The sequence below is a fragment of the Pseudomonas sp. FP2294 genome, from assembly GCF_030687625.1.
Taxonomy (GTDB): Bacteria; Pseudomonadota; Gammaproteobacteria; order Pseudomonadales; family Pseudomonadaceae; genus Aquipseudomonas; species Aquipseudomonas shahriarae.
On the sequence record NZ_CP117441.1, the window covers coordinates 1,708,850 to 1,733,336 of the forward strand.

Annotated in this window: 21 protein-coding genes and 2 pseudogenes; 15 read left to right on the forward strand and 8 right to left on the reverse strand. The window is 59.7% G+C overall.

Annotated elements, in window-relative coordinates; translation table 11 throughout:
- The first annotated feature begins 24 nt into the window (after positions 1-24).
- From odhB to PSH73_RS07700, 7 genes are all read left to right on the forward strand, one after another.
- The gene (odhB, locus tag PSH73_RS07670; protein ID WP_057958984.1) at positions 25-1,248 is read left to right on the forward strand and encodes a 2-oxoglutarate dehydrogenase complex dihydrolipoyllysine-residue succinyltransferase; all 1,224 of its coding nucleotides are present in this window, start codon (positions 25-27) and stop codon (positions 1,246-1,248) included.
- Positions 1,249-1,349: 101 nt separating this feature from the next.
- A complete protein-coding gene (gene lpdA / locus PSH73_RS07675) occupies positions 1,350-2,786 on the forward strand; it encodes a dihydrolipoyl dehydrogenase (protein ID WP_057958985.1) in 1,437 nt (478 codons plus the stop codon).
- A gap of 202 nt (positions 2,787-2,988) precedes the next feature.
- Complete coding sequence (gene sucC, locus PSH73_RS07680) at positions 2,989-4,155, forward strand: ADP-forming succinate--CoA ligase subunit beta (RefSeq protein ID WP_003233235.1); 1,167 nt, start codon at positions 2,989-2,991, stop codon at positions 4,153-4,155.
- Positions 4,155-5,036: a succinate--CoA ligase subunit alpha gene (sucD, locus tag PSH73_RS07685; protein WP_057438865.1), complete on the forward strand. Its 882-nt coding sequence runs from the start codon at positions 4,155-4,157 to the stop codon at positions 5,034-5,036. Before sucC ends, sucD begins: the two co-directional genes overlap by 1 nt.
- Before the next feature lie 402 nt (positions 5,037-5,438).
- On the forward strand, positions 5,439-6,752 hold the full coding sequence (brnQ, locus tag PSH73_RS07690) for a branched-chain amino acid transport system II carrier protein (protein WP_057444573.1): 1,314 nt from the start codon (positions 5,439-5,441) through the stop codon (positions 6,750-6,752).
- 200 nt (positions 6,753-6,952) lie between these two features.
- Positions 6,953-7,693 (forward strand): DUF599 domain-containing protein, encoded by a 741-nt coding sequence (locus tag PSH73_RS07695; RefSeq protein WP_057958986.1) that lies wholly within the window; start codon positions 6,953-6,955, stop codon positions 7,691-7,693.
- The gene (locus tag PSH73_RS07700; protein ID WP_057438866.1) at positions 7,690-8,091 is read left to right on the forward strand and encodes an MAPEG family protein; all 402 of its coding nucleotides are present in this window, start codon (positions 7,690-7,692) and stop codon (positions 8,089-8,091) included. Before PSH73_RS07695 ends, PSH73_RS07700 begins: the two co-directional genes overlap by 4 nt.
- A 73-nt stretch (positions 8,092-8,164) precedes the next feature.
- On the opposite strand, the gene PSH73_RS07705 is transcribed toward PSH73_RS07700, so the two are convergent.
- Complete coding sequence (locus tag PSH73_RS07705) at positions 8,165-8,416, reverse strand: hypothetical protein (RefSeq protein WP_029292691.1); 252 nt, start codon at positions 8,414-8,416, stop codon at positions 8,165-8,167.
- Between the two features lie 158 nt (positions 8,417-8,574).
- On the opposite strand from PSH73_RS07705, the gene PSH73_RS07710 reads away from it, so the two are divergent.
- The 4 genes from PSH73_RS07710 to PSH73_RS07725 all read left to right on the forward strand — a co-directional run bounded on the left by PSH73_RS07710 (position 8,575) and on the right by PSH73_RS07725 (position 12,302).
- Positions 8,575-9,051, forward strand: coding sequence for a PaaI family thioesterase (locus PSH73_RS07710; protein WP_057438867.1), 477 nt, complete (start codon positions 8,575-8,577; stop codon positions 9,049-9,051).
- Complete coding sequence (locus tag PSH73_RS07715; RefSeq protein ID WP_057958987.1) at positions 9,048-9,512, forward strand: PaaI family thioesterase; 465 nt, start codon at positions 9,048-9,050, stop codon at positions 9,510-9,512. The genes PSH73_RS07710 and PSH73_RS07715 overlap by 4 nt, the downstream gene beginning before the upstream one ends.
- Before the next feature lie 89 nt (positions 9,513-9,601).
- Positions 9,602-11,506 (forward strand): molecular chaperone HtpG, encoded by a 1,905-nt coding sequence (htpG, locus tag PSH73_RS07720; protein WP_057438909.1) that lies wholly within the window; start codon positions 9,602-9,604, stop codon positions 11,504-11,506.
- Positions 11,507-11,573: 67 nt separating this feature from the next.
- Positions 11,574-12,302 carry a dienelactone hydrolase family protein gene (locus PSH73_RS07725; protein WP_057958988.1) on the forward strand — a complete coding sequence of 243 codons (729 nt, stop codon included), beginning with the start codon at positions 11,574-11,576 and terminating at the stop codon, positions 12,300-12,302.
- Between the two features lie 89 nt (positions 12,303-12,391).
- Here PSH73_RS07725 and PSH73_RS07730 read toward each other — a convergent pair whose 3' ends face one another.
- Positions 12,392-13,258, reverse strand: coding sequence for a pirin family protein (locus PSH73_RS07730; protein ID WP_057958989.1), 867 nt, complete (start codon positions 13,256-13,258; stop codon positions 12,392-12,394).
- A 64-nt stretch (positions 13,259-13,322) separates the two neighbouring features.
- Entirely contained in the window at positions 13,323-13,739 is a 417-nt protein-coding gene (locus PSH73_RS07735) for an OsmC family protein (protein WP_057958990.1), read from the reverse strand.
- Positions 13,740-13,878: 139 nt separating this feature from the next.
- On the opposite strand from PSH73_RS07735, the gene PSH73_RS07740 reads away from it, so the two are divergent.
- The 4 genes and pseudogenes from PSH73_RS07740 to PSH73_RS26975 all read left to right on the forward strand — a co-directional run.
- On the forward strand, positions 13,879-14,883 hold the full coding sequence (locus PSH73_RS07740) for an amidohydrolase family protein (RefSeq protein ID WP_057958991.1): 1,005 nt from the start codon (positions 13,879-13,881) through the stop codon (positions 14,881-14,883).
- Between the two features lie 67 nt (positions 14,884-14,950).
- Positions 14,951-15,415: a DUF3859 domain-containing protein gene (locus PSH73_RS07745; protein WP_057438872.1), complete on the forward strand. Its 465-nt coding sequence runs from the start codon at positions 14,951-14,953 to the stop codon at positions 15,413-15,415.
- Positions 15,416-15,617: 202 nt separating this feature from the next.
- Positions 15,618-16,277: pseudogene (locus PSH73_RS26970) on the forward strand (MCP four helix bundle domain-containing protein); the annotation flags it as partial.
- Between the two features lie 306 nt (positions 16,278-16,583).
- Positions 16,584-17,180 (forward strand): annotated as a pseudogene (locus tag PSH73_RS26975) (methyl-accepting chemotaxis protein); the annotation flags it as partial.
- 169 nt (positions 17,181-17,349) lie between these two features.
- Here the strand turns inward: PSH73_RS26975 and fabB are convergent.
- The 5 genes from fabB to PSH73_RS07775 all read right to left on the reverse strand — a co-directional run bounded on the left by fabB (position 17,350) and on the right by PSH73_RS07775 (position 24,298).
- Entirely contained in the window at positions 17,350-18,570 is a 1,221-nt protein-coding gene (fabB, locus tag PSH73_RS07755; RefSeq protein ID WP_057438874.1) for a beta-ketoacyl-ACP synthase I, read from the reverse strand.
- Between the two features lie 11 nt (positions 18,571-18,581).
- Positions 18,582-19,097 carry a 3-hydroxyacyl-[acyl-carrier-protein] dehydratase FabA gene (gene fabA / locus PSH73_RS07760; RefSeq protein ID WP_057958993.1) on the reverse strand — a complete coding sequence of 172 codons (516 nt, stop codon included), beginning with the start codon at positions 19,095-19,097 and terminating at the stop codon, positions 18,582-18,584.
- Positions 19,098-19,345: 248 nt separating this feature from the next.
- On the reverse strand, positions 19,346-21,247 hold the full coding sequence (locus PSH73_RS07765) for an ATP-binding protein (RefSeq protein WP_057958994.1): 1,902 nt from the start codon (positions 21,245-21,247) through the stop codon (positions 19,346-19,348).
- The gene (locus PSH73_RS07770; protein ID WP_057958995.1) at positions 21,244-22,155 is read right to left on the reverse strand and encodes an ABC transporter substrate-binding protein; all 912 of its coding nucleotides are present in this window, start codon (positions 22,153-22,155) and stop codon (positions 21,244-21,246) included. Before PSH73_RS07770 ends, PSH73_RS07765 begins: the two co-directional genes overlap by 4 nt.
- Before the next feature lie 22 nt (positions 22,156-22,177).
- Positions 22,178-24,298, reverse strand: a complete 2,121-nt coding sequence (locus PSH73_RS07775) for a TonB-dependent siderophore receptor (RefSeq protein ID WP_120732276.1) — start codon at positions 24,296-24,298, stop codon at positions 22,178-22,180.
- Between the last annotated feature and the right edge of the window lie 189 nt (positions 24,299-24,487).

The following is a 24,487-nucleotide window of genomic DNA, read 5'->3' on the forward strand; positions in this document are numbered from 1 at the left end:
CCGAATTTTAAGGACCCACAGATAATGGCTATCGAAATCAAAGCCCCGTCATTCCCGGAATCGGTTGCCGATGGCACCGTTGCCACCTGGCACAAGAAACCAGGCGAAGCCGTCAAGCGTGACGACCTGATCGTCGACATCGAGACCGACAAGGTTGTTCTGGAAGTGTTGGCCGAAGCCGACGGCGTCCTGGGCGCCATCGTTGCCGAAGAAGGCGCTACCGTCCTGTCCAACCAGGTACTGGGTTCGATCGAAGAGGGCAGTGCTGCTGCCGCTGCTCCAGCCGCCGCTGCTGCTCCGGCTGCCGCACCTGCTGCTGCCGCTCCGGCTGCGGGTAGTGAAGATCCAATCGCTGCACCGGCTGCGCGTCAGCTGGCTGAAGAAAACGGCATCAACCTGGCTTCCATCAAAGGCACCGGCAAAGACGGCCGTGTGACCAAGGAAGATGTGGTTGCTGCTGTCGAAGCCAAGAAAAACGCTCCGGCTGCCGCACCTGCCAAGGCTGCTGCTCCAGCTGCCGCTGCGCCTGTATTCGCTGCTGGCGACCGCACCGAGAAGCGCGTACCGATGACTCGCGTACGTGCCACCGTGGCCAAGCGCCTGGTTGAAGCACAGTCGAACATGGCCATGCTGACCACGTTCAACGAAGTCGACATGACTGAAGTCATGGCCCTGCGTTCGAAGTACAAGGACCTGTTCGAGAAGTCCCACAATGGCGTGCGCCTGGGCTTCATGTCGTTCTTCGTGAAAGCGGCCACCGAAGCCCTGAAACGCTTCCCGGCAGTCAACGCTTCCATCGACGGCGGCGACATCGTCTACCACGGCTATGCTGACATCGGCGTTGCCGTGTCCAGCGACCGTGGCCTGGTGGTACCGGTCCTGCGTAACGCCGAGCTGATGAGCCTGGCTGAAATCGAAGGCGGCATCGCCGGCTTCGGCAAGAAAGCCCGTGACGGCAAGCTGACCATCGACGAGATGACCGGCGGTACCTTCACCATCACCAACGGTGGTACCTTCGGTTCGATGATGTCGACCCCGATCGTCAACCCGCCACAAGCTGCGATCCTGGGCATGCACAACATCATCCAGCGTCCGATGGCCATCAACGGCCAGGTCGTGATCCGTCCGATGATGTACCTGGCACTGTCCTACGATCACCGCCTGATCGACGGTAAAGAAGCCGTGACGTTCCTGGTGACCATCAAGAATCTGCTGGAAGACCCGGCTCGCTTGCTCCTGGATATCTGATAGAAGCAGCTTCGGGTTGCGAGCTGCAAGCTGCCGGAATGAGCAGCTTGGCTCGCAACTTGAGGCTTGAAGCTTGTCGCTAAAATAGAGGATCTATTTTCATGTCTCAGAAATTTGACGTTGTAGTGATTGGTGCGGGCCCTGGCGGCTACGTGGCCGCCATCAAGGCCGCTCAACTGGGCCTCTCGACTGCTTGCATCGAAAAATACACCGACAAGGAAGGCAAACTGGCCCTGGGCGGTACCTGCCTGAACGTCGGTTGCATTCCTTCCAAGGCGCTGCTGGACAGCTCCTGGAAATTCCACGAAGCCCAGGACGGTTTTGCCATCCACGGCATCAACCACGCTGGCGTGACCATGGACGTGCCAGCAATGGTCGGCCGCAAGGCCAACATCGTCAAAGGCCTGACCTCTGGCGTTGCTACCCTGTTCAAGGCCAATGGCGTCACTTCCCTGCAAGGTCACGGCAAACTGCTGGCCGGCAAGAAAGTTGAAATCACCAAGCCAGACGGTTCGACTGAAATCATCGAAGCCGAAAACGTGATCCTGGCTCCAGGTTCGCGTCCAATCGACATTCCGCCTGCTCCTGTTGATCAGAACGTGATCGTCGATTCGACCGGCGCCCTGGAATTCCAAGCAGTACCAAAACGCCTGGGTGTGATCGGCGCTGGCGTGATCGGCCTGGAACTGGGTTCGGTGTGGTCCCGTCTGGGTTCGCAAGTGACCGTGCTGGAAGCCCTGGACACGTTCCTGCTGGCTGCCGACACCGCAGTGTCCAAAGAAGCGCTGAAAACCCTGACCAAACAAGGTCTGGACATCAAGCTGGGCGCTCGCGTGACCGGTTCGAAAGTCAACGGCGAAGAAGTTGTCGTGACCTACACCGACAAGGATGGCGAACAGACCATCACTTTCGACAAGCTGATCGTTGCCGTTGGTCGCCGTCCAGTGACCACTGATCTGCTGGCAGCTGACAGCGGCGTGACCATCGACGAGCGTGGCTTTGTCCATGTTGACGATCACTGCGCTACCACCGTACCTGGCGTCTACGCCATCGGCGACGTGGTTCGCGGCATGATGCTCGCGCACAAGGCTTCTGAAGAAGGCATCATGGTGGTTGAGCGCATCAAGGGTCACAAGACCCAGATGAACTACGACCTGATCCCTTCGGTCATCTACACCCACCCGGAAATTGCATGGGTTGGTAAGAACGAACAGCAGTTGAAAGCTGAAGGCGTTGAAGTTAACGTCGGCACCTTCCCGTTTGCCGCTTCTGGCCGTGCCATGGCAGCGAACGACACTGGCGGCTTTGTCAAAGTCATCGCTGATGCCAAGACTGACCGCGTACTGGGTGTCCACGTGATTGGCCCAGGCGCAGCAGAGCTGGTTCAGCAGGGCGCTATCGGTATGGAATTCGGCACCAGCGCCGAAGACATCGGCATGATGGTTTTCTCCCATCCGACCCTGTCTGAAGCGCTGCACGAAGCCGCGTTGGCAGTGAATGGCCATGCCATCCACATTGCCAACAAGAAGAAGCGCTAAGCGAGATAATAAGAAACCACGGCGGTTGCCCGTCGTGAGCCTTGCGCGCAAGACTCACCGCGGAATATCCGCTGGACGCAGTCTTGCGCAGCTTTGCCGGCCTTAGGGCGGTGGAGCTGGGCAAGCAGCAGTCACAGGTGGCGCGGCACTCATAATGAGCGCAGCGCCGAATGCGCAGTACCTAACGAAGACGGTAAAAAGCATGAATCTTCACGAGTATCAGGGTAAGCAGCTGTTCGCTGAGTACGGCCTGCCAGTTTCCAAGGGCTACGCAGTAGACACCCCGGAAGCAGCAGCAGAAGCTTGCGACAAAATCGGCGGTACTGAATGGGTTGTCAAAGCCCAGGTCCACGCTGGTGGTCGCGGTAAAGCGGGCGGCGTTAAGCTGGTTCGCAGCAAAGAAGACGCCAAGGCCTTCGCACAGCAGTGGCTGGGCAAGCGTCTGGTGACTTACCAGACTGACGCCAATGGCCAGCCAGTCACCAAGATCCTGGTTGAATCGTGCACTGATATCGCTAAAGAGCTGTACCTGGGCGCTGTCGTTGACCGTTCGAGCCGTCGCATCGTGTTCATGGCCTCCACCGAAGGTGGCGTGGACATTGAGAAGATCGCTCACGAAACCCCAGAAAAAATTCTGAAAGCCACTATCGATCCACTGGTTGGCGCTCAGCCATTCCAGGGTCGCGAGCTGGCTTTCCAGCTGGGTCTGGAAGGCAAGCAAGTTGCCCAGTTCGCCAAGATCTTCGTAGGTCTGGCCAAACTGTTCCAGGATCACGATCTGGCCCTGCTGGAAGTGAACCCGCTGGTGATCAAGGCTGACGGCGATCTGCATTGCCTCGACGCCAAGATCAACATCGACGCCAACGCCATGTACCGTCAGCCTAAGCTGAAGACTTTCCACGATCCGTCGCAAGACGATCCGCGCGAAGCGCACGCTGCCAAGTTCGAACTGAACTACGTAGCCCTGGAAGGTAACATCGGTTGCATGGTCAACGGTGCTGGCCTGGCCATGGGTACCATGGACATCGTCAACCTGCATGGCGGCAAACCAGCCAACTTCCTCGACGTAGGCGGCGGTGCTACCAAAGAACGCGTTACCGAAGCATTCAAGATCATCCTGTCCGACTCCAACGTCGCTGCAGTACTGGTCAACATCTTCGGCGGCATCGTTCGTTGCGACATGATTGCCGAAGGCATCATCGGTGCAGTGAAAGAAGTCGGCGTGAAAATCCCGGTTGTTGTACGCCTTGAAGGTAACAACGCTGAACTGGGCGCTAAAGTACTGGCAGAAAGCGGTTTGAACATCATCGCTGCAACCAGCCTGACCGACGCTGCTCAACAAGTTGTCAAAGCTGCGGAGGGCAAATAATGAGCGTCCTGATCAATAAAGACACCAAAGTTATCTGCCAGGGTATTACCGGTTCGCAAGGTAGCTTCCACACCCAGCAAGCCCTCGAATACGGCACCAAGATGGTTGGTGGCGTAACTCCGGGCAAAGGCGGCACCGAGCACCTGGGCCTGCCAGTGTTCAACACCGTGAAAGAAGCTGTAGCTCAAACTGGCGCCACCGCCAGCGTGATCTACGTTCCAGCTCCTTTCTGCAAAGACTCCATCCTGGAAGCGGCATTCGGCGGCATCAAGCTGATCGTTTGCATCACCGAAGGCATTCCTACCCTGGACATGCTGGACGCTAAAGTTAAGTGCGACGAGCTGGGTGTTACCCTGATCGGCCCTAACTGCCCAGGCGTGATCACTCCAGGCGAATGCAAGATCGGCATCATGCCAGGTCACATTCACTTGCCAGGCAAAGTCGGTATCGTTTCCCGTTCCGGCACCCTGACCTACGAAGCTGTGAAGCAGACCACTGACGCCGGTTTCGGTCAGTCGACTTGCGTCGGCATCGGCGGTGACCCGATCCCAGGCTCGAACTTCATCGACATCCTGAAACTGTTCCAGGAAGACCCGAAGACCGAAGCGATCGTGATGATCGGTGAGATCGGCGGTTCGGCTGAAGAAGAAGCGGCTGCCTACATCAAGGCACACGTGACCAAGCCAGTTGTTTCCTACATCGCTGGTGTGACTGCCCCTGCGGGCAAGCGCATGGGCCATGCTGGCGCAATCATCTCTGGCGGCAAGGGTACTGCAGACGAGAAGTTTGCTGCCCTGGAAGACGCAGGCGTGAAAACCGTGCGTTCGCTGGCAGACATCGGCAAGGCTTTGTCCGAGCTGACTGGCTGGGCGATCAAGTAAGCCTCGCGCTTAACTGACGCTTCACCACACAAAGGCCACCTTCGGGTGGCCTTTGTGCATTCTGCCATCCACTGTGGGAGCTGGCGTGCCTGCGATTGCATCACCTTGGCTTGCCTGTATCACCGCGCCGCTTGCATCGCAGGCAAGCCAGCTCCCACAGTGGACAGCATTGCCAAATTAAGTATGAAAACGCGACATCAAAGTGTCGCTTATCGGACAGCTCGCCCCGCAACAGTGCGTTTGTCAGACAAATTCGGTACTCTTGCCGCCTCTTTATGCGCCTGCATCCCAAAAGGAAGCCGCGTGCTAGACCGGTCGGTCCCCATAAGGGCCGGCAGTATTTCCCTCATCCATAGGGAATCCCCCTCTAAATTCCGATTCAGTAGTGTGGTATTTCCTCAAATGAAAGTGTTGAAAGGCCAGGATATCCTGGCGTTGGGCTTTATGACTTTTGCCCTGTTCGTGGGCGCCGGCAACATCATCTTCCCGCCTATCGTTGGTTTGCAGTCCGGGCCGCATGTCTGGATGGCGGCGCTGGGTTTCCTGATCACCGCAGTCGGTTTGCCGGTGGTTACGGTCATCGCCCTGGCCAAGGTCGGCGGTGGCATGGACGCGTTGAGCAGCCCTATCGGCAAGGTCGCCGGTGGCATCCTGGCTGCCGCGTGCTACCTGGCAGTCGGGCCATTGTTCGCCACCCCGCGTACCGCGACGGTGTCGTTTGAAGTCGGCCTGGCGCCATTGACCGGCGAAAGCCCGCTGGCACTGTTCCTCTACAGCTCGGTGTACTTCCTGCTGGTGTTCTTCATCTCCCTGTACCCAGGGCGCCTGTTGGATACCGTCGGCCGTTTTCTCGCGCCGCTGAAAATCATTGCGCTGGCGGTCCTGGGTATCGCGGCCTTTGCTCTGCCTGCGGGTGATATCGGCGTTGCTACGCCTGAGTACGTCGCCGCACCGTTCTCCCAGGGCTTTATCAATGGTTACCTGACCATGGATACCCTGGGCGCGCTGGTGTTTGGCATCGTGATCGTCAACGCTATCCGCTCCCGTGGTGTCGAGTCGCCGCAGTTGATCACCCGCTACGCGATCATTGCCGGGCTGATTGCCGGCCTGGGCCTGGCGCTGGTGTACATCAGCCTGTTCCGCCTCGGTTCGGGCAGCCACGAAGTGGCCGCCGGTGCAGCCAACGGCGCAGCCGTGTTGCACGCCTATGTTCAACACACCTTTGGCTCCCTGGGCAGCGGTTTCCTCGCGGTACTGATCTCCCTGGCGTGCCTGGTCACCGCCGTGGGCCTGACCTGTGCCTGCGCCGAGTACTTCAGCCGGGTATTGCCACTGTCCTACAAGACTCTGGTGGTGATCCTTGCTGCGTTTTCGCTGCTGGTGTCTAACCTGGGCCTGACCAAGCTGATCGCGTTCTCGATCCCGGTACTGACCGCCATCTACCCGCCGTGCATCGTGCTGGTGGCGCTGAGCTTCTGCAAAGACTTCTGGCATGAGCATGGCCGCATCCTGGGTCCGGTGATGTTGGTGTCGTTTATCTTTGGCACCATCGACGCCCTTAAGGGGGCGGGGCTGGCGGGTTGGATGCCTGCGCAAATGGCTAACCTGCCATTGAGCGAGCAAGGCCTGGCCTGGCTGGTGCCTTGTGTGATTACCCTGGTGGCTGCATTCGGGGTTGACCGTATGCTCGGCAAGCGCAGCGAAGCCATCGCCTAAAGCGCTCGTCACACGCTGACATCGAAATGCCCCGTATCAAACGATCCGGGGCATTTTTTATGGGCGGTGGGCAGTGTCTTTTTTTGTGGGCTAACGTCGAAAGGGTGATGAATTTTCCAGATCAGGAGCACGGTCAGTGTGGGGGCTGGCTTGCTCCCATACTGACCGAGTTAGCCAGCCCTATTGTTTAGAGGACCCGCATGTCATTTGTCGAAGCCAACCTGATTCACTTGCTTGCTGCACTGTGGTTCGTCATCTGCTGGGGCGGCTACACCCGCTACGCCAGCTGGAAAGCCCGGGACACGGCCTGCCTGGCCAGTGTGCTGCACCTGTATCGCGAAGACTGGATGCGCCGCATGCTCCTGCGCGACAACCGCATCGCCGATGCCAGCGTGATTGGCAACCTGGAACGCAACGCCTCGTTTTTCGCCTCCAGCACCCTGATCATCCTCGCCGGTATCCTTACCGTGCTGGGGGCTTCGGAGCGCGCGGTCTCGCTGCTGGCGGACATTCCCATGGTGCAGCAGGCGTCCCAGGGTATGTCGGAGATCAAGCTGCTGTGCCTGGCCCTGGTGTTTGTCTATGCGTTCTTTACTTTTAGTTGGTGCATGCGCCAGTACAACTTCGCGGCGATCCTGATTGGCTCGGCGCCGATGGTCGGTGAACGCCACGTCTCCGAGCAGGAGCGCAAGGCGTTTGCCTCACGGGCTGCGCGGGTGATTTCGATGGCCGCCAACCAGTTCAACTTCGGCCTGCGTTCCTATTACTTCGGCATGACCATGCTTGCCTGGTTTGTCAGCCCCTGGCTGTTCATGCTGATGAGCAGCGGGGTGGTGCTGGTGTTGTATCGCCGGGAATTTCATTCCGACGTTCTGGAGGTCATGGTCTATACCCCTACAGAGGCACCGATGCCTGAAGCGACCAAGGAGGCAACATCGTGAGTATTCCGTTCTGGTGTGTATTTATCAGTGCACTGCTGATTTTTGTGGCGCGCATGCCCGTGGGCAAGGCCATGAAAGAGCAGGGCGGGTATGACAACCACCTTCCCCGCAGCCAGCAAGCGCAATTGACCGGCTTCGGCGCACGGGCAGTGGCCGCTCATCAAAACAGTTTTGAAGCGTTTATCTTGTTTGCAGTGGGTGTATTGATGGCCCATACCACTCAGACCCAGGGCTACCTGATTGATTGGCTGGCGATCATCTTTGTGATTGCGCGGGTAGTCTATCTTGCGTGCTACTGGGCCGACTTGGCATGGCAGCGCAGCCTGGTGTGGGTGGTGGGGTTACTGTGTTCACTGTTGTTGATGCTTAGTCCGACATTTCGCACTTTGCTGATTTGATAAAAGCTCCGCACAAAGTAAAGCCCGCTATTAAGCGGGCTTTCTTTTGCAACGTGGTATTTAAACCGCGGTATCAGGAACCGGTTGCAGGTGTAGCTGGAGCAGCTTCTTTAGCGGCGGCGGCGTCAGATTCAGCTTGGGCTTTGGCGGCTTCGGCGTTTTCTTTTGCAGCGTCGTTCACTTTATCCTGAGCTTCGCTCATTTTTTCTTGAGCTTGTTCAGCATGCTGGTTGGCATCCTGAGCTTTGTCCTCGGATTTTTTATCGCAGGCAGCGAGGCCAAGGGCGGCAGCCAACATCAAGGAAACAGCGAAAGTCTTGCGCATGGGGTGTTTCTCCTTATTGAAGATATCTACTGGCCTTTCGAGCATGGGGTGCACGCATTAGTTCCTTTAATCCCACAGATATATAGGCTGTTTCGCTCAGGAACTTTCTTCCGGGGTATTTGTTTCGCCGGATCACTACTAATAAGAGTCTTTATCCAATGACCGATAGCCCCCTTTTAGAGCGTGCCGCACGTTTTGTTTCGGCCCTGCGTCACTGTCAGGTCCTGGGCATCCAAGTACATGATGCGAGCCCCCAGGGCATGACTTTGCTCTTGCCCTATAGCGCGCAGATTGTAGGTGACCCGCAAACCGGGATTATCCATGGCGGCGCCCTGACCTCCCTGATGGACACGGCCTGTGGCATGGCCACTCTGTGTGTGCTCCCGGAGTTTGAGGTCTGCCCGACCCTGGATTTGCGCATTGATTACATGCACCCGGCCGAGCCGCATAAGGCGGTGTTCGGCTTTGCCCAATGCTATCGGGTGACCACCGATGTGATTTTCACCCGTGGCTTCGCTTATCAGGATGACCCCCAGCAGCCGATTGCCCATGTGGTGGGCACGTTCATGCGCATGGGCAAACGCCTGAAAGGCACCAAAGGACTGGGCAGCAGCATCAAGGGAGAACAGGCATGACCCATCAATTCAAGACCCGCATGCAACAGGCCCATCACCGGGGCGACTATAAGGCGCTGCTCGAACTGATCCCCTACGCCAGGCTGATCGGTGTTGAATGCACGCGCCTGGGGGATGAGTTGCTGTTTCGCATGCCGGCCAACAAGGACAATATTGGTAACCCGATATTGCCGGCCATCCATGGCGGTGTGATCGCAGGCTTTATGGAGCTGTCGGCGGCCTTTCATTTATGGGTGGCCACGGGCACCCCAGGGGTTGAAAAAGGCTTGCCCAAGATCGTCGATTTTTCCCTGGATTACCTGCGGGCCGGGCAGTTTCGCGACACCTTTGCCACCTGCCAGGTTTGGCGCCAGGGACGGCGGGTGGCCAATGTGGCAATCACTGCCTGGCAAAGCACCCCGGCCGAACCTATCGCGACCGCTCGCGCGCATTTCAAGATTCAGGAGCAGGCCCGCCCTTGAAATCCTGGTCTTAGCCCCCAACTTTGATGACAACCCGCCGCTAACCCTTTCGGGTGCGGCCACTGCCATCCAATTGGAGTTTGATGACCATGAGTGTGGAAACTCAAAAGGAAACCCTGGGCTTCCAGACCGAGGTGAAGCAGCTGCTGCACCTCATGATCCATTCGCTGTATTCCAACAAGGAAATCTTCCTTCGCGAATTGATCTCGAACGCCTCTGACGCTGTCGACAAATTACGTTTCGAAGCCCTGTCCAAGCCTGAGTTGCTGGAAGGTGGCGCGGAACTGAAAATCCGTGTGAGCTTCGACAAGGACGCCAAGACCGTCACCCTCGAAGACAACGGCATCGGCATGAGCCGTGAAGATGCGATTACCCATTTGGGCACTATCGCCAAATCCGGCACCGCCGATTTCATGAAGAACCTGTCGGGCGACCAGAAGAAAGATTCGCACCTGATCGGCCAGTTCGGCGTGGGCTTCTACTCGGCCTTTATCGTCGCCGACAAAGTTGAAGTGTTCAGCCGCCGCGCCGGCCTCGACGCCAGCGAAGGCGTGCACTGGGCCTCCAAGGGCGAGGGCGAATTCGAAATCGCCACCGTCGACAAGGCCGACCGCGGTACCCGCATCGTGCTGCACCTCAAGTCCGGTGAAGACGAATTCGCCGATGGCTGGCGCCTGCGCAATATCATCAAGAAGTACTCCGACCATATCGCGCTGCCGATCGAACTGCCGAAAGAACAAGCGGCGGCCGAAGGCGAGGAGGCTCCAGCCCAGGAATGGGAAGTGGTCAACCGCGCCAGCGCCCTGTGGACCCGTCCGCGTACCGAGGTCAAGGACGAGGAATACCAGGAGTTCTACAAGCACATCGCCCACGACTACGAGAACCCACTGAGCTGGAGCCACAACAAGGTCGAAGGCAAGCTGGAATACAGCTCGCTGCTCTACGTCCCGGCCCGTGCTCCGTTCGACCTGTACCAGCGTGAAGCGCCCAAAGGCCTGAAGCTCTACGTGCAGCGCGTGTTCGTGATGGATCAGGCGGAATCCTTCCTGCCGCTGTACCTGCGCTTTATCAAGGGCGTGGTCGACTCCAACGACCTGTCGCTGAACGTGTCGCGGGAAATCCTGCAGAAAGACCCGATCATCGATTCCATGAAGTCGGCGCTGACCAAGCGTGTACTCGACATGCTGGAAAAACTGGCGAAGAACGAGCCTGAGCAGTACAAGGGCTTCTGGAAAAACTTCGGCCAGGTCATGAAAGAAGGCCCGGCTGAAGATTTCGCCAACAAGGAAAAAATCGCCGGCCTGCTGCGTTTTGCCTCGACTCAAGGCGAAGACGGCGAGCAGGTGGTGTCTCTGGCCGAGTACCTGGCTCGCGCCAAGGAAGGTCAGGACAAGATTTATTACCTGACCGGCGAAACCTACGCCCAGGTCAAGAACAGCCCGCACCTGGAAGTCTTCCGCAAGAAAGGCATCGAAGTGCTGCTGCTCACCGACCGTATCGACGAGTGGCTGATGAGCTACCTCAGCGACTTCGACGGCAAGAGCTTTGTCGACGTGGCCCGTGGTGACCTGGACCTGGGTAACCTGGATTCGGAAGAGGACAAAAAAGCCGCTGAAGAAGTGGCCAAGTCCAAAGAAGGCCTGGTTGAACGCATCAAGACCGCCCTGGGCGATGCTGTCAGCGAAGTGCGGGTTTCCCACCGTCTGACCGACTCCCCGGCGATCCTGGCCATTGGCGAGCAGGACCTGGGCATGCAAATGCGCCAGATCCTTGAAGCCAGCGGGCAGAAGGTGCCGGATTCCAAGCCGATCTTCGAATTCAACCCGGCTCACCCGCTGATCGAGAAACTCGACGGCGAGCAGAGTGAAGAGCGCTTTGGCGACCTGTCGCACATCCTCTTCGACCAGGCGGCCCTGGCCGCAGGGGACAGCTTGAAAGACCCGGCCGCCTACGTGCGCCGACTGAACAAGCTGTTGGTTGAACTGTCGGTTTAACAACGCTGCAAGAAAACCCCGCTTCGGCGGGGTTTTTCGTTTTCATGGATATCAACCGGAGAAAATGATGAGCCAAGTCACCGTGCGTTCCGTGGTCTATCAGATTGATGGCCAGTCTTATGAAAGCCGCCTGGCCTTCGATGCCAGCCACCAGGGCCCGCTGCCGGGCCTGTTGATGGCGCCGAACTGGATGGGGGTCAGCGCAGGCGCCGAAGAGATCGCCAAGGCCGTGGCCGGCAAGGGCTATGTGGTGTTGATCGCCGATCTATACGGGCAACAGGTGCGCCCGTCGAACGGTGATGAAGCCGGCGCGGCAATGATGCCGTTGAAGAATGACCGTGGGCTGCTCAACAAGCGCATGCAGGCGGCCCTTGAACAACTGCAAGGCCAGGCCGAAGCGGCTGTCGATACCTCGAAGCTGGCGACCTTTGGCTTCTGCTTTGGCGGTTGCTGCTCTCTGGAGCTGGCGCGTACCGGCGCGCCGCTGAAGGCGGCGGTGTCGTTCCATGGCACCCTCGACACGCCCAACCCGGCAGACGCGAAGAACATCAAGGGTTCGGTGCTGGTGCTGCATGGCGCTTCTGACCCGTTGGTGCCCAAAGAGCAGTTGCCTGCCTTTGAAGACGAGATGAACGCGGCCGGGGTGGATTGGCAATTGCTGAGCTACGGTGGCGCGGTGCATTCGTTCACTGACCCGCAGGCGAATGTGCCGGGCAAGATGATGTACGACGCCAAGACCGCTGGGCGAGCGTTCCAGGCGATGCATAATTTGTTGGATGAAGTGTTCAAGGGCTGAATATTTAGCGCCTGAGTTGGCCCCATCGCGGGCAAGCCCGCACATGTTGGAGGGCATTCCAAGTGTGAGGGCGGGCTTGCCCGCGATAGCTATCTCAGAGGCAGCTCAATTCTCCCTGCCTCGCCCGGCACTGTCGGCCAATCCCCGGCCGCCCAGCGCTGGCGAGCCTGTTCGATCAATGCCGGGTCACTGGCGACAAAATTCCAGTTGATCCGCCGTGGCCCATCCAGTGGCGCACCGCCGAAGACCACCAGATGGCAGTCGGTCTCGGCAAACAGCGCCATGCTCTGGCCCGCCGGCAGCACCACCAGGCTATGGGGTTCCACGGGTTCGCCCTCGAGCTGCGCATCACCTTCCAGCACATACACCGCCCGCTCCACATGCTCATCCGGAATCAGCAGGGTGGTGGCGGTTTGCATATGGACCTCGGCATACAGCGTCGGTGACAGCACTGGCACCGGTGATTCCAGGCAAAAGCCACTGCCGGCGATCATGCGGATCACCACCCCGAGGTTGTCACTGACCGGCAAACTGGCGGCAGGGTGATGGCTGTAATGCCCCGGCCCTTGCTCGTGTGCCTTGGGCGAGGCCAGCCACACTTGCAGGCCATGCAGATCGAACCCCTTGGCCTTGAGCGCGTCGGGTGTGCGTTCGACGTGGGCAATGGCGCTGCCGGCGGTCATCCAGCTGACGTCACCGGCCTGTACCACTTGATTGGAGCCAAGGCTGTCCTTGTGCAGGAGTTCGCCTTCAAACAGGTAGGTGAGGGTGGACAAGCCAATATGCGGATGCTGGCGGATATTCATGCCGCTGCCAGGGGCATAGCGGGTCTGGAGCATATGGTCGAAAAACACGAAGGGCCCGACGCTACGGCATTCCCGCGAGGGCAGCGGGCGCAGGATGGGCTGGCCTTCGACATCTTCGGCGCGCGGGCGGATCACAGTCACGGTGGTCATGGAGCATCCCTGTCTGAGCGGGTTTGTAGGGCTTGAGCATAACCCGCCAGGCAGGGAATCGGTGTTACTGGCTGAACGCACCTTCGGCGAGTTTGGTCTCGATGCTGATCTCGGCGGTGGTCATCAGTTTATGCACCGGGCATTTGTCGGCCACGCGATGCAGCTCAGTGCGTTGCTCATCGGTGAGCACACCCTTGAGGGTCAGCTTGACGTTGAGCTTGTACTTGCCCTTTTGCTCCTCGGTGCTGTCGTGGGTGACTTCCGCGGTCACGCCGGTCAGGGGGATGTCCTTTTTCTGCGCATACAGTTTGACGGTCAGGGCCTTGCATGAGGCCAGCGCGGCGTCGAAGTAATCGTGGGGCGAGGGCGCCGAGTCGTCGCCACCCAGGCTCTTGGGCAGGTCGGTAAACAGCTCATGGTTATTGATGTTGACGCTATGGCGAAAGTTCTCGGTGTTCAGCGTATTAACGATAACAGGCATGGTAAACCTCACAGGGTGGCAGGATGAAGATCATGCAGTTATAGAGCATGCTGGCACCTGAGTGTTCCGTGTTTTTATCGGCTGAACCCCGGCAGGCCGCCGCTGGTCTACCTGACTAATCCCTTATTGAGGTTGTATCGTGCCCTGGACCCGCCTGAGTCTTGCCCTGTTGCTCGCCGCCAGCAGCCTTACCGTACACGCCCGCGACTATGCCTACAGCGACGCGCACCTGCATTACGTCGACTTCTTCCAGGAGACGGCCGGCATGGACAAGCTGCTCAAGGCCATGGCCGATAATCGCATCGAGCATGTGATGATTTCCGGCGTCCCGGTTGCGAAGAAGTGGCACGAAGACGAACCCAAGCGCCCACGCTATTACGCCGGAGATGACGCGGGTGCCTACTGGTATAGCGCCACCGATGTAATCGTCGCGGCAGCCGTCAGCGAGCTGGCCCCCGAACAGCGCCAGCATTTCCACCCGTTCCTCAGCGGCTTCAACCCCAACGACAAGAACTCCGAGGCCCATATCCAGCGCATGCTCGACCTGTATCCGGGCCTGTGGCAGGGCATTGGCGAAGTCTTCACCCGCCATGATGACCTGACTGCGCTGACCTCCGGTGACACACCTCGGGCCAATAACGAGGCCATGACGCGGATCTATCACCTGGCCGCCGAAAATGACCTGCCGGTGCTGGTGCACTCCAACATCACCTCCAAGCGCGAGCGCAACCCCTTGTACCTGGCGGAGATCGAAGAGCCACTGCGTAATCATCCGCATACCCGGTTTATCTGGGCCCATGCCGGCACCAGCATGGAGATCCACCGGCACCAGACGCAGTTGGACTTCCTGTTGCCGACCTTGAGCCGCATGCTGGAGGCCTATCCCAACCTGTACATCGACCTGTCCTGGAGTGTGCTCACCCCGTATTTACTGGACGAGGCGGGAAAGCCCCGTCCGCAATGGCTGGCGCTGGTAGAGCGCTTCCCGGAGCGCTTTATGCTGGGGTCTGATGTAGTAGGGCGGTTCAACAAGTTGGGTAAGGAGATGCGCAGCTTTAATCCCTTCCTCGATGCCTTGCCTGAAGACGTTGCGCGAAAAGTCGCACGGGACAATTTCCTGGCGATTTTGCCCAAGGCGCGTTGATCGGGTTTGTCATCGTCCCGTCATACCGGTGTCATAAGCTCCCGCCATCTCACTCAAGGAGCCCACTATGCACCTCACCCGTTTAAGCGCCCTGGCGGCATTGATGATGATCAGCGGCCTGGCCAGTGCCGAAGTCCGTATCGAAGGCCCGGTGGAATTCGGCGTATTCGAAGGCCCGAAAGCCGAGCTGCAATCGGGCGAGCGCGTGTTGCGCCGTAGCAACGAGCAGATCCAGGCCACCACCGTAGTGCCGGCCAAGCTGGGGACCAAGTTTGGCCTGCGTTACCAGTTGCTCGGCAAGGTGGCCGAAGACACGCCGCTGACTTTGCTCTACTTCACTCCAGGCATCCGCACGGCCGATGGCCAGCGGCATGACAAGTTCGAAGTGACCCAGAAACTGGTGCCCGGTGCGCCTCAGGACGTGATGGCCTACGAGTTCACCGAAAGCCACGAAGTGGTGCCGGGCGAGTGGCGGTTCATGGTGTTCCAGGGTGATCGCCTGCTGACCCAGAAGAGCTTTACCGTGCGCTGAATCGCTACACTAATAGACTCAGTAGATAAAGGCGTTTTGATATCGCGTTTTCGTCTTACGCAAAAAGCCGAAGACGCCGATACCTTTCAAGAGCAACTCGCTGCAGGTGGATGCAGCGCTCTTGAAAGGAATCAGCGCAATGAGTATCAGAAGTCTCAATATCGCTCCGCGTGCAGGCCTGGGTTTTGGATTGGTGGCGTTGATGGTATTTGTGCTGGGCGGGTTCGCCTTGCTGCAAATGGCCAATATGCGCGAGCAGTCCGACCAGGTGGAAACCAACTGGCTGCCCAGTGTGATGGCGGCCGGTGAAATGAGTCAGGATCTGCTGCGCATACGCGCTTTGACCCTGCGCCTGCTGGTCAATCGCGACCCTCAGGCGGTGGCGCAGAATGAGCAAAAAATCCTCGAAATCAAAAAGCAGTTGCACACCGCGCAGTTGCTGTATGAAGCGTTGATTGTGCTGCCCGAAGACCAGGTACTGTTCGACCGCTTCAAGGTTGAGCAGCAACAGTACCTGCAACGCCAGGAGCAGGTCATGGCGTTGTCCCGGCAGAACCAGTTGGAAGATGCGATCGAGGTGGTCAATGGCGAGATGAATCATCTGGCCGATACCATGGCCGGTACCCTGGGCGAATTGGTCACTCTCAACAAGGTCAGCGCCAATCAGGCGGCGGCACTGGCCCAGCAAGTGTTCAGTCAATCCCGGATAGGGGTGATCGGCATGATTGCCCTGACTGCGCTGATTACCATCGGCCTGGCCGTGTTGTTGACCCGCAGCATCGTGTCGCCACTGGCGCAGTCGCTGAGGGTCGCCCAAGGGGTGGCCAGCGGCGACTTGACCGGCGAGATCACCGTCAGCGGCAAGGACGAGCCAGCGCGCCTGCAGCAGGCGCTCAAGGGCATGCAGGAAAACCTGCGCGAGACCATCCAGCGTATTTCCCAGTCCTCCAGCCAACTGGCTTCCGCTTCCGAGGAGCTCAGTTCGGTCACCGAAGACGCCACCCGTGGCCTGCACCAGCAAAGCCAGGAAATCGAACAGGCCGCCACGGCGGTCAACCAGATGACGGCGGCGGTGGAGGAGGTGGCCAGTAACGCGGTAGCTACCTCACAGGCCTCGCGCGAATCCGATCGCATTGCCCAGCACGGGCGCGAACAGGTACACCAGACGGTGCTGTCGATCGAGTCACTGGCCGACGATGTGACCGCCAATGCCACCCAGGTCGAGGATTTGGCGCAGAAGGTGTACGGCATCAGCAAGGTATTGGATGTGATCCGCTCCATTGCCGAGCAGACCAATCTGCTGGCGTTGAATGCGGCGATCGAGGCGGCGCGGGCCGGCGAGGCCGGGCGTGGTTTTGCGGTGGTCGCCGATGAAGTGCGGGCCTTGGCCCATCGCACCCAGCAATCGACCCAGGAAATCGAACAGATGATCGGCGGGATTCAGCAGGGCACCGATCAGGCGGTCAGTTCCATGCAACAAAGTAATGGCCGGGCGCGTGCGACCCTGGAGATTGCCAAGTCAGCGGGCACGGCGTTGGAGGAGATTGCCTCGGCGTTTACCCTGATCAACGAGCGCAACCTGGTGATTGCCAGCGCCTCGGAGCAGCAGGCAGCGGTGGCGCGGGAGGTGGATCGCAACCTGATGAATATCCGCGACCTGTCGATGCAGACGTCGGCAGGGGCGAATCAAACCAGTTCGGCGAGCCAGGAGTTATCGCGCTTGGCGGTGGATCTGAACACCATGGTGGCGAGGTTTTCGGTGTAGGGCTGAAGACCGCCATCGCAGGCAAGCCCACACTCGACCGAGTTGGAATGCGATCAATGTGGGAGCTGGCCTGCCTGCGATGAAGCCGACGCGGTCTAAAGTTAACCCCACCCCATAAAAAACGCCCCGAACCAGTCGGGGCGTTTTCATAAGCACAACCTGCGGGGTATTACTTACCCTGCCAGCGCTTGAGCACCAGGGTGGCATTGGTGCCACCGAAGCCGAAGCTGTTGCTCATGACCGTGTTGATGGTGGCATCTTCACGGGTCTTGGTCAGGATCGGCATATCGGCAACGGCTGGGTCCAGCTCGTCGATGTTGGCGGAGCCGGCCATGAAGTTGCCTTCCATCATCAGCAGGCAGTAGATCGCTTCGTGAACGCCTGCGGCGCCCAGGGAGTGACCCGACAGGCTCTTGGTGGAGCTGATGGCCGGAGCCTTGTCGCCGAATACCGCACGCACGCCTTCCATTTCCTTGGCATCGCCCACCGGAGTGGAGGTGCCATGGGTGTTCAGGTAGTCGATTGGGGTATCAACGGTGGCCATGGCCATCTGCATGCAGCGGATGGCACCTTCGCCGCTTGGCGCGACCATGTCGTAGCCGTCGGAAGTCGCGCCGTAGCCGACGATTTCCGCGTAGATTTTCGCGCCACGGGCCAGAGCGTGTTCCAGCTCCTCGACCACCACCATGCCGCCACCGCCGGCGATGACGAAACCGTCACGCTTGGCGTCGTAGGCACGGGAGGCTTTTTCCGGGGTTTCGTTGTACTGGGTGGACAATGCGCCCATGGCGTCGAACAGGAACGATTGGCTCCAGTGCTCTTCTTCACCGCCACCAGCGAACACGATGTCCTGCTTGCCCAACTGGATCTGCTCGACCGCAGTGCCAATGCAGTGAGCACTGGTGGCGCAGGCGGAGGAGATCGAGTAGTTCACGCCCTTGATCTGGAAGGGCGTGGCCAGGCACGCGGAAACGGTGCTGCCCATGGTCCGCGTGACGCGGTACGGGCCAACGCGCTTGACGCCTTTCTCGCGCAGGATGTCCAGCGCTTCCATCTGGTTCAAGGTCGACGCGCCGCCGGAGCCGGCGATCAGGCCGGTGCGGACGTTGGACACCTGGTCGTCGCTCAGGCCGGAGTCGGCAATCGCGTCTTTCATGGCCAGGTAGGCATAAGCTGCGGCATGGCCAACGAAGCGATAGATCTTGCGATCAATCAGTTCTTCGAGGGGAAGGTCGATGGAGCCGGAAACCTGGCTACGCAGACCCATTTCGGCATATTCCGGGTTGAAGCGGATGCCAGGGCGACTTGCACGCAGGTTAGCGGAGACGGTCTCTTTGTCATTGCCCAGGCACGAAACGATGCCCAGACCAGTGATAACGACGCGGCGCATGCGGATAACCCTTAAAAGTTGTCAGTGGAAGTGAACACGCCGACGCGAAGGCCTTCGGCGGTATAGATCTCGCGACCGTCGACGCTCACCGAACCATCGGCGATGGCCAGGTTCAGCTTGCCCTTGAGGACGCGCTTGATTTGAATGTTATAGGTGACTTTCTTGGCGGTCGGCAGGACCTGGCCAAAGAACTTCACTTCGCCCGAACCCAGGGCACGACCGCGACCTGGCAGGCCTTGCCAGCCGAGGAAAAAGCCGACCAGCTGCCACATGGCATCAAGGCCCAGGCAGCCCGGCATCACCGGATCGCCTTCGAAATGGCAGGCGAAGAACCACAGGTCCGGGGTGATATCCAGCTCGGCGACCAATTCACCTTTGCCGTACTTGCCACCCTCTTCGCTGATAAGGGTGATGCGATCCACCATCAGCATGTTGGGGGCGGGCAGTTGCGCGTTACCTGGGCCGAACAGCTCACCGCGACTGCAGCGCAGCAGGTCTTCCCGGGTAAAGGCGTTTTGTTTGGTCATGCGAGCTCCTCAATAATCCCATGCGGCAGGGCCGGGTAAATCTTCCCGACCGACTGAAGCGTGCTTGCCTCACGTCGGCAGCCTACAGGTAGACTATTGCGTTGTAGTGAAAGTCACAGCATCAAGGACATGAATGTACACTTGTGCACTGAAATTTTAAACCGGACTCATTTATAGGCCCGCTCGGGTGCCTAAGACTGCCGCACTTTCGTCTTTCACGCCAGTCGCAGTTGGCTGATGCTGCCCATCTAATGCACCCAGCGCTGTAGGATTTGCTGCAAATCCGTGCGTTTGAACGGCTTGGCCAGGTAATCGTTCATTCCGGCGGCCAGGCAGGCTTCGCGATCGCCCTGTAGCGCATTGGCCGTCAGGGCAATGATCGGCAGGTCGGCGCAGCCGGGCAATTGGCGGATCTGGCGGGTGGCGTCATAGCCGTCGATCACCGGCAGCCGGCAATCCATCAGGATCGCGGTGAAGATCAGGCTCTCGGCACTGCGGATCGCTTCGGCGCCGTCGGTGGCGACGCTCACCTCAAACCCCAGGCTACGCAGCATGGCTTGGACCACGGTGCGGTTGACCGGGTTGTCCTCCACCAGCAACACATGGCGGCCTTCACCGGCGCCGGCTTTGTGCTGCGCGTCCGGAGCAATCTGCGGCAGGCTCTGCTGGCAGATCGCCAGGGGGATTTCCAGGGTAAACACCGATCCCAGGCCTTCGTCGCTCTGGGCGCGCAAGGTGCCACCCATGCGCTCGGCCAGGGTCCGGGCAATCGGCAGGCCCAGGCCGGTGCCGCCGTAACGCCTGGAGATAGAGCTGTCCGCCTGTTGAAAGGCGTCGAACATCAGTTCCAGTCGCTCGGCCGAAATACCAATCCCGGTGTCGCGCACGGTGCAGGTGAACCACAGCAGTTCGTGGTCCAGGGTCTGCCAGTTCGGCTCGACGCTGACCGTGCCTTGCTCGGTGAATTTCAGCGCATTACCGATCAGGTTCACCAGGATCTGCCGGATCCGCGTCGGGTCGCCCTGCACGCGCAGCGCTTCCATGCCCGGCGGGATCGACAACTCCAGGACCAGCCCGCGCTGTATGGCGCTGTGCTGGAAGGCCTGGGCGCAGCTGTTGATCAGGTCCACCAGGTTGAACGGAATATGCTCAAGCTCCAGGGCCGAGCGTTCGATACGCGAGAAATCGAGGATATCGTTGATGACTTTGAGCAGGTGCTCGGTGGACTCCGAGGCCAGCGCGGCGTACTCGGTCTGCTCGTCGGTCATGGCGGTGGTTTCGAGCAGTTGCAGCATGCCCAGTACGCCATTCATCGGCGTGCGCAGTTCATGGCTCATCATCGCCAGGAAGTCGGATTTGGCGCTGTTGGCGCGCTCGGCTTCCTCCCGCGTCTGGATCAACTGGGCCATGGCCTGCTGCTGTTCGCGACTGGCATGGTGCAGGCCTTCGGCAAGGTTGTTGATATGCCGTGACAGGTCGCCCAGCTCGGAGTCGTCGACAATCGGTAGCGGGGTCTTGTAATCACCCTGCTGGATCGCGTTGACCGCATGGCCCATGGCGCTGATCGGTTGCGACAGGCTGGCGGCCAGGCGTCGCGCCAGGAGGAAGGTGAACAGTAGGGCGAATAGCGCGAGGATCCCAGCCTTGAAAAGGATTTCCTGTTGGCGCTGGCTGAAGGCGTCATTGGACATGCCGACAATCACCCGCCCCAGATAGTCGGCCTGTGGCGCCTTGGGCTGCGCGGTGCTGTCCTGGAAAAAATCGTTGCCCAACTGGATATGCTGCAGGCGAATCGGCGCCTGGAAAACTTTCACCGACAGCGAACGGTCGTGCTTTTCCGACGGCTGCTCGACATACACCAGGATGTTTTCCGCGCTGTCCTGGATTTCCAGGAAACGCACATGGGGCGTGGCCAGCGTCGCCCGCAGCAGGCTGTCGAGCACGTCATTGTTGCCGGAGATCACCCCGTACTCGGTGGCCGGGGCCAACTGGTTGGCGATCAGTTGGCCGGTGTGGTCCAGTTCCTGGCGCAAGTCCTGGATCCGTACGAAGGTAAAGAAGCTGATCAGTAGCAGCGTCAGTAACAGGGCCGGGCCCAGGGTGATGATCTGGGTGCGGGTGTTGATATCCCAGCGGCGAACCAAGGTCATGGGTGTTTTTCCCCTTCGGCCAATCGGGTTGCGACGGTGGTCTCGTCCACCACTTCGATCCCCAGCGAGCGCGCCACTTGCGGGTTGCCCACGACTTTAAAGTGTTCCGGGTACAGCGAGCGCGGCCAGCCGGCCGGCGCGTGATCAAGCAGGCGGTCAAGCACATTCAGCCAGTCGGCCTGATCGCTGTAGGTACTGGCCAGACTGCCCGCCCGCACGAAGCCGGCATTGGGGCCGATCAGTGGCAGTTGCCTGGCGTAGCTGCTCAACAGCAGGTTTTTCACGGTTTTCGGGTTGTACAGTTGGGGATCATCCAGCCCCAGCAACACATCGCTGTTTTTAAACAGGCTGAGCAGCGGGCGGCTGTCATTAATGTTGTCCCAGTGCTGGGCGACGATTTCCAGGTCCAGGGCTGCGGCATGCTGGCGCAGTTCCGGCAGCAGGAATTCGCTGTCGCTACCGTACAGCACGCCAATGCGCCGGGCCTGGGGCAGGATATTGGCGATCAGGCGCAGCTGCCGGTCCAGGGGCGGATCGCTCCACAGCAGGCTGATCTTGCCGGGCACATGGCTGCCCAGGCGCTCGCGGGCTTGCAGGCGACTGATGCGCAGCACCAGGGTGGCCGGGCCCTGGGGGTCCTGCAGGCGCCAGTCGAGGCTCGGCAGGTCCAGCAGGATCAGGCGGGTGCTGGTCGGTAATTGGCCGGGGGCGGGCATGTCTTGCAGGGCCTTGAAGGTGACGCTATCGGCGGGGCGCTGTTCGCGCAGGGCCTGGGTGAATGCCTGCACGCCGGGTCCATCCTCGGCGGCGGTCAGCAGGATTTCGGCGCTCCACGCGGGCACGGCCAATGCCAGGCTGACGAGCAGCAGGCAGCGGCGCCAGAACTTGGCGCGGAAGAGGGCGGTCATCCTTGACTGGGCAGGGTTCATGTCAGAACTCTAGCTCCGCGCTGAAGTAGAGGACATGGCGCTGGTCGTAGTTATTGTCGACATGGGTAGTGGGCTGGCGGTCAAGGCGTTGTTGCAGCATGCCGGCCAGCTCCAAGTTGGCCTTGCCCAGGGCGATGCGTTTGGCGACCCGCATATCGACCCGTTCAAAGCGATATTGGTTGAGTGCATCGTTGCCATAATAGAACAACGCGCTGGACCAGCCTTGCCCCCACTCGCGCATCCAGCCGGCCGAGCCGCTGTTGCGCGCGGTCTGTTGCCGGTCCAGCGCGTTGCTGGCGTGGGCATCCACGTAAGCATAGGTCAGGCGCAGGCGGTCGGCGGCGCTCAGGTGCCAGTCCAGCTGGGTTTCGGTGCCGGTAAACCGCGAGCTGTTACTGTTACTGGCGATGTACTGGTTATTGCGCAGGGGCTCGCTGATCATGCCGGTGATTTCGTCATAGAACAGTTTGACGTCAAGGTTCAGCCCGATATCCGCAAAAAAGCCGTTATAGCCCAGTTCCCGGGAGCGCATCAGTTCCCTGTCGAGGTCGCCCGGGCCCCGGGTCTTGACGAAATACTGGCCGGCGTTCTGCCCGTAGGTGGGGGAGCTGAGGTTCGTGACCTTATAGCTCCAATTGACGTTGTTCTCGAACATGTCCGGCGAACGGATGGCTTCGGAGTACACCGCCCGCAGCCCGTGGCGCGGGTTGATCAGATAGTTGATCGCGACCCTGGGCGTCAGCGAGCTATCGCTCAGTTGGGTGTTTTCATACATCGCCCCGCCCTGCAACAGCCAGTGTTCGCTGGCGCGCCATTCGAGGTGGCCGAACAGGCGCCAGGTGGTGTCGTCCAGCCGGCCATTGAAGTAGGTGTCGGAGTCGGCGCGGTCGTAGCGGTAATTCATGCCGCTGACCAGACGCAGGCTGTCGGACAGGCTCAGGGTGTCCTGCACTTCCAGGTCGTAGCGGCTTTCCTTGGTGCTTTGGTCGATATTGCCGCAGACACTTTCCTTGCCGCCTTCATTCCATTGTTTCAGGACTTCTTCGGCCAATGCCTGCTCGGCAGGGGAGCCGGGTGGTGGGCTGCCGTTTTCAAAATCCTTTATGTGCCGCGCCAACTTTTCAGCGTAGTTGGGGTTCATTTGCCACAGTTGCGTCAACTGCGGGCTGAACGAGACCTTGGCATCACAGGCCTTCCAGATCTGCCGGCGATCCCATTGCTGCGCCGAACCCTGGATATACAGGCTGTGGTCGGGATTGAAATCGAAGTTCCAGCGCAGGGAGGCGGCGTAGTCCTTGGCGCTGACGTCGGAATCGGTACCGCCATCGGTAATCCCGGCAAATACCGGCTTGTAGGTGTATGGCCGCTGGTTGGTCCCTTCCTTGGCGTTGATCTGCCAGTCGATGCTTTGCTGCTGGTCGAGGGTCTGGCTGACCTTCAGGCTGAAGCGGCTCAGGCGCCGGCTGTCGCGGTAGTCGGCACCCACGCGGTCGCTGTCAAAGCCGTCATCCTGCTGCCCGGACAGCGACAGCCGCAGGTTGCCGGTGTCCCAGCCCAGGCCCTGGCTGGCATACCAATCGTTGATCCCGCGCTCGCCCCGGATCATTTTCATCCGGGTGCCCTGGCTGTTGGCCGGCGAGCGGGTGAGGATATTGACCACCGCCATCAGCGCATTGGCGCCGTAGCTGACGGTATTGGGCCCACGGAACACCTCGATCCGCTCGATATCCTCCATGGCCACCGGAATATCGCTCCAGTCCACCGTGGCCAGGCCGGCGCGGTACACCGAGCGGCCGTCGATCAGCACCTGCATGCGCCGCGCTTCGCTGGCGTTGGTGCCGTGATAGTTGACGGCAGCCTGGTTGCCCGAGGTGTAGCCCACCATCATCCCCGGCACCAGGCGCAGCAACTCGGCGATATCCCGCGCGCCGCTGGCCTTGATCAGTTCGCTGTCGATCACCGTCATGCTGCCAGGTACGGCGGCGGCCGACTGCTTGAGTCGGGTCGCCGTCAGGACCTGGGGCAGTGGCTGGTTGTCGAGGAACAGATCGTCGGCCAGCAACGGCGTGCTGACCAACAGCGCCAGAAACAGAGATGAACGAGGAGGAGGGCCCAAATACACGGCACGGCCTTGATAATTGCGGATAGCCGCCCATGTTAACTGAGGCGGGCGCTTTTGCCAGTCGGCACCATCGCAATTACTGTGGTCTATTCGGCCATTTTCCGACAAATGCGGAAAACACAGAAGGGCTGGTCGCCGTCTGGCCGGCCCGTATAATGCCGCCATCGCCACTGCTTATGGATTAACGGA

What these genes read in the sequence shown, in the direction of transcription:
- sucD (WP_057438865.1), top strand. Translation starts at nt 4,155, where the DNA reads ATGAGCGTCCTGATCAATAAAGACACCAAAGTTATCTGCCAGGGTATT.
- lpdA (WP_057958985.1), top strand. Translation starts at nt 1,350, where the DNA reads ATGTCTCAGAAATTTGACGTTGTAGTGATTGGTGCGGGCCCTGGCGGC.
- PSH73_RS07725 (WP_057958988.1), top strand. Translation starts at nt 11,574, where the DNA reads ATGAGCCAAGTCACCGTGCGTTCCGTGGTCTATCAGATTGATGGCCAG.
- sucC (WP_003233235.1), top strand. Translation starts at nt 2,989, where the DNA reads ATGAATCTTCACGAGTATCAGGGTAAGCAGCTGTTCGCTGAGTACGGC.
- PSH73_RS07695 (WP_057958986.1), top strand. Translation starts at nt 6,953, where the DNA reads ATGTCATTTGTCGAAGCCAACCTGATTCACTTGCTTGCTGCACTGTGG.
- PSH73_RS07715 (WP_057958987.1), top strand. Translation starts at nt 9,048, where the DNA reads ATGACCCATCAATTCAAGACCCGCATGCAACAGGCCCATCACCGGGGC.
- fabB (WP_057438874.1), bottom strand. Translation starts at nt 18,570, where the DNA reads ATGCGCCGCGTCGTTATCACTGGTCTGGGCATCGTTTCGTGCCTGGGC.
- odhB (WP_057958984.1), top strand. Translation starts at nt 25, where the DNA reads ATGGCTATCGAAATCAAAGCCCCGTCATTCCCGGAATCGGTTGCCGAT.
- PSH73_RS07745 (WP_057438872.1), top strand. Translation starts at nt 14,951, where the DNA reads ATGCACCTCACCCGTTTAAGCGCCCTGGCGGCATTGATGATGATCAGC.
- brnQ (WP_057444573.1), top strand. Translation starts at nt 5,439, where the DNA reads ATGAAAGTGTTGAAAGGCCAGGATATCCTGGCGTTGGGCTTTATGACT.
- htpG (WP_057438909.1), top strand. Translation starts at nt 9,602, where the DNA reads ATGAGTGTGGAAACTCAAAAGGAAACCCTGGGCTTCCAGACCGAGGTG.
- PSH73_RS07710 (WP_057438867.1), top strand. Translation starts at nt 8,575, where the DNA reads ATGACCGATAGCCCCCTTTTAGAGCGTGCCGCACGTTTTGTTTCGGCC.
- PSH73_RS07770 (WP_057958995.1), bottom strand. Translation starts at nt 22,155, where the DNA reads ATGACCGCCCTCTTCCGCGCCAAGTTCTGGCGCCGCTGCCTGCTGCTC.
- PSH73_RS07765 (WP_057958994.1), bottom strand. Translation starts at nt 21,247, where the DNA reads ATGACCTTGGTTCGCCGCTGGGATATCAACACCCGCACCCAGATCATC.
- fabA (WP_057958993.1), bottom strand. Translation starts at nt 19,097, where the DNA reads ATGACCAAACAAAACGCCTTTACCCGGGAAGACCTGCTGCGCTGCAGT.
- PSH73_RS07705 (WP_029292691.1), bottom strand. Translation starts at nt 8,416, where the DNA reads ATGCGCAAGACTTTCGCTGTTTCCTTGATGTTGGCTGCCGCCCTTGGC.
- PSH73_RS07730 (WP_057958989.1), bottom strand. Translation starts at nt 13,258, where the DNA reads ATGACCACCGTGACTGTGATCCGCCCGCGCGCCGAAGATGTCGAAGGC.
- PSH73_RS07735 (WP_057958990.1), bottom strand. Translation starts at nt 13,739, where the DNA reads ATGCCTGTTATCGTTAATACGCTGAACACCGAGAACTTTCGCCATAGC.